Raw genomic sequence first — 3,698 nt, 5'->3', positions numbered from 1 at the left:
CAGCGTGGCACCAACGAGAACACCAACGGCCTGCTGCGGCAGTACTTTCCCAAGGGCACTGACCTGTCACGCTGGGATGCCGAGGAGTTGGCGGCTGTTGCGTTCGCGCTCAACACCAGGCCCCGAACGACCCTCGGATGGAAGACACCGGCAGAAGCCTTCAGCGATCAACTAAACTTGCTGCTCAGCAGTAGTGTTGCGACGACTGATTGAATCCGAGCAATACACGTCTATTCGCTACGCCGAGCGTCTAGATCAGATCGGCGCGGCTTGTTCGGTGGGCAGCAAAGGCGACTCCTACGATAGTGCCGCCGCGGAATCGCTCAACAGTCTCTACAAGGAGGAACTCATCGATTTCCATGGCGGCTGGAAGAATGTCATGGATGTGACGATCGCCACCATGGAATGGGTGGCGTGGTAAAACATGGAAAGGGTACATTCTTTCTGCGGGAACGTTCCCCCGCACGAGTACGAGGAAGCGTTCTACCGGTCACACGGCAACGCGCCCGTATCGACCGAAAACCAAGCGAAGTAGCCTCCAACTTCGCCGGGGCGGTCCAGTTTCGCCGCCTCCAGCCTCGCCAGGGGCTGCGGCCGCTGCGTGATCCAGCGGCTCGCGACGCCGAGGAGGATCTGGTTTAGGGGCGGGCCCTTGCTTTGGGATCAACAGCAGCTGCGGGTGGTCCCGGCCTGCCGATGGCCACAGCATCGACAGGCCGGGGTTCGATCGGGCTGGGCTGCAGCAGACCGAGCCGACCTGCTTAATCAGGGTGTCGGCGTCAGCGCTGAGTGAAGCGCCCCCGGCCACAGCTGTCACCGAGGCCCACGCACGCGTGACGGCGGCCGAACCGGAAGAGGTGTCTCCGAACTCCTGCCCGTCATCGCTCATTCTCCGTCTCGGCCGGGCCTTCGATGGGAGCTGCCGATCTGTCGACGGCGTTGAGGAACCGTGTGCCCCAATCTCGCAGATACTCGACGAAGTCCGCCGGTTGGAGCACCTCGAATTCGGCTTCGACGTTGCCGAGCGCCTGCGTGGGCCAGTCAAGGCTGGTGGAGGTCATGGTGAGCCGGCAGCGATCGTGGTCGATCGCCTCGATCTCGCCCCATTGGCCGACCTTGCCGCGCACGTGTTCCGCGGGTGCGTGGACCAGCGCGACCACGGTGCGGGCGATGGGGACCTGGGCCGCGGTGCGGACGAAGGCGGCGACGTCCCCGCCGGGCAGCGGCCGTGGCAGGAAGGGGACGCCGGTGTTGCGCGGCTGCGCGAGCCGGTCGAGACGGAAGCTACGCCAGTCGTGCCTGGTCAGGTCGTAGGCCACCAGATACCAGCGGCCCCCGAGCGCGACGAGGCGGTGGGGTTCCACTTCGCGTTCCGTCGGCGCGCCGCCGCGCGCGGTGTAGTGGAAGCGCAGCCGTTCCTGGTCCCGGCACGACTGGGCGATCATCGTCAGCGTCTCCGCCGGGATGACCGGCCCGGCGGAGGCCGCTGAGACGGTCATCGCGCGCAGCGCGTTCACTCTGGCCCGCAGGCGGGGTGGCAAGACCTGCACCACCTTGGTCAGCGCGCGCACGGCGGCCTCGTCCAGCCCGGCGATCCCGCTCTGCGCCGCGTCTCCCATGCCGACTGCGAGCGCGACGCCTTCTTCGTCATCCAGCAGGAGCGGCGGCAGGACCGCCCCGGGCTCCAGTTGGTAGCCGCCGTCGGTGCCCCGGGAGGCGTGGACCGGATAGCCCAGCTCACGCAAGCGATCGACATCGCGGCGCAGCGTGCGTTCCGATACGCCGAGGCGATCGGCCAGATCCGCGCCCGGCCAGTGGCGGTGCGTCTGGAGCAACGACAGCAGAGTGAGCGTGCGGGAACTCGTGTTGGCCATATCACCATGATCCCCGGACTTCCGGTCAAAAACTGGCCGGAAGCCTCATTAGTGTGGTCACCATGAAGAGCAACGAGATCCAGTTGACCGCCCAGATCGCCGCCGTCCCCGCCCCAGAGCACTTCACCGTCGCCCAGACGGAGGTCGAGGGCGAGGTCGTGGTCCGCACCGACTACCTGGGGCTGGCCGCCACCTACCTCGAACTCATGCGCGCCGACTGCCACCTGCCGATCCCGGCCTGGCAGCCGGGCCAGCGAGTGGGCGTGATGGCGATCGGCACCGTGCTGAACTCGACCAGCCCCGACCTGCGGGAGGGCGACCTGGTCCAGTCGATGAGCGGCTGGAGCACGCACTCGGCGGGACCGGCCGCCTCCTACATCAAGCTGGACCGGGATGCCTATCCCGACCCGAGCTACTACCTGGGCCAGGGCCCGACCGCCTACTACGGCATGGCGGACGTGGCCAAGGTCGGCGCGGGTGACGTCGTGTTCGTCTCCGGCGCGGCCGGCGGTGTCGGCTCGCTGGCCGGGCAGATCGCCCGCAACCTGGGCGCCAAGAAGGTGATCGGCAGCGCGGGCAGCCAGGCCAAGGCCGACTACCTCGTGAACGAGCTCGGCTTCGACGCCGCCTTCGACTACCACCACGACCCGGTCGCCGCGCTCACGGAGCTCGCCCCCGAGGGCATCACCATCTTCTTCGACACCGTGGGCGGCGCGCTGTACGACGCCGCACTCGAAGTCGCCGCGCCGGGCGCCAGGTTCGCGCTGTGCGGATCACTGTCCACCCAGCTCGGCGCAGCCGCCGACCGCTTCCCCGAACCCGACCGCGACGCCGCCCAGGCCAGGGGGGTCGAGCTGCTGCCGTTCTCCTGCTACCACACCCCCGACCAGATCGCCGCCTGGCACCACCACTTCCGCACCGCGCTCGGCCAGGGCCGCTTCGTCTACCCGCGGACCGTCGTCGAGACCGGCATCGACGGCGTGCCCGGCGTCTTCCTGGCCATGCTGCACGGCGACTATCGAGGCAACGTCTCGGTACGGCTGGCATGACCACCCTGTCCCGCCGCACACTCAACCGGGCCCTGCTCCAGCGGCAGTTCCTGCTGGAGCGGACCGGCCTCGGGGCCCTGGAGGTGATCGGCCACCTGGTCGCCATGCAGGCCCAAGAGCCGAACTGGCCCTACATCGGCCTGTGGACCCGCATCCGCCACTTCGCCCATGCCGACCTCACCACCCTGCTCGCCCAGGGCCGGGTGGTGCGCTCCGGCTTCCTACGCAGCACGATGCACCTCATCGCGGCTGACGACTTCCGTCGGCTGCGACCAGCGCTGCAACCCGTCCTGAACCGCACCGCCGACTCGGCCCACTTCCGGCGCAACAATGCCGGACTCGACCCCGAAACCCTGGTCGCTGAGGCGCACGCCCTACTGCGGACCGGACCGCTCTCCAGAAGAGATCTCGTCAGACACCTGGCGACCCTCCACCCGGGCCGCGACAGCCGTACCCTGGCCGGTGAGATCGAACTGCGCACCCCGCTCATCCATGGTCCGGCCACCGCGTCCTGGGGCGGCTGGGGCACCCGCTCGTCGGTCACCGTCAGCGCCGCCCCGACCGACGCCCTCCACCCCGCCGCCCTCCGCGATCTGATTCGCCGCTACCTGGCCGCCTTCGGCCCCGCCACCGTGGCGGACATCCAGGCGTGGTCCGGGTTGACCCGGCTGGACCAGATCCTCACGGAAATGCGCGCCGACCTGCGCCACGACACCGGCCCCGACGGCCAGCGCCTGTTCGATCTGCCCGACGCCCCGCTCCCCGACCCCGTCAC

At 68.8% G+C, this 3,698-nt stretch carries 5 protein-coding genes; 4 read left to right on the top strand and 1 reads right to left on the bottom strand.

Annotation, left to right across the window (positions count from 1 at the left end; translation table 11 throughout):
- Both E1295_RS47535 and E1295_RS47530 read left to right on the top strand, forming a co-directional pair.
- On the top strand, nucleotides 1-213 hold a 213-nt coding region (locus E1295_RS47535; protein WP_132641905.1), incomplete at its 5' end, for an IS30 family transposase.
- Nucleotides 197-421: a hypothetical protein gene (locus E1295_RS47530; RefSeq protein WP_132641903.1), complete on the top strand. Its 225-nt coding sequence runs from the start codon at nucleotides 197-199 to the stop codon at nucleotides 419-421. The genes E1295_RS47535 and E1295_RS47530, both read left to right, overlap by 17 nt.
- A 457-nt stretch (nucleotides 422-878) precedes the next feature.
- On the opposite strand, the gene E1295_RS47525 is transcribed toward E1295_RS47530, so the two are convergent.
- Nucleotides 879-1,874 (bottom strand): helix-turn-helix transcriptional regulator, encoded by a 996-nt coding sequence (locus tag E1295_RS47525; protein ID WP_132641901.1) that lies wholly within the window; start codon nucleotides 1,872-1,874, stop codon nucleotides 879-881.
- 62 nt (nucleotides 1,875-1,936) lie between these two features.
- Here E1295_RS47525 and E1295_RS47520 point away from each other — a divergent pair, with 62 nt between their 5' ends.
- On the top strand, nucleotides 1,937-2,923 hold the full coding sequence (locus E1295_RS47520; protein ID WP_132641899.1) for an MDR family NADP-dependent oxidoreductase: 987 nt from the start codon (nucleotides 1,937-1,939) through the stop codon (nucleotides 2,921-2,923).
- The coding region (locus E1295_RS47515) for a winged helix DNA-binding domain-containing protein (RefSeq protein ID WP_132641897.1) at nucleotides 2,920-3,698 on the top strand (779 nt) is incomplete at its 3' end. The genes E1295_RS47520 and E1295_RS47515, both read left to right, overlap by 4 nt.

Source organism: Nonomuraea mesophila (assembly GCF_004352805.1).
Classification (GTDB): domain Bacteria; phylum Actinomycetota; class Actinomycetes; order Streptosporangiales; family Streptosporangiaceae; genus Nonomuraea; species Nonomuraea longispora.
The sequence above is the reverse complement of the archived record's forward strand: the minus strand, read 5'-3'. Positions and strand labels throughout refer to the sequence as shown.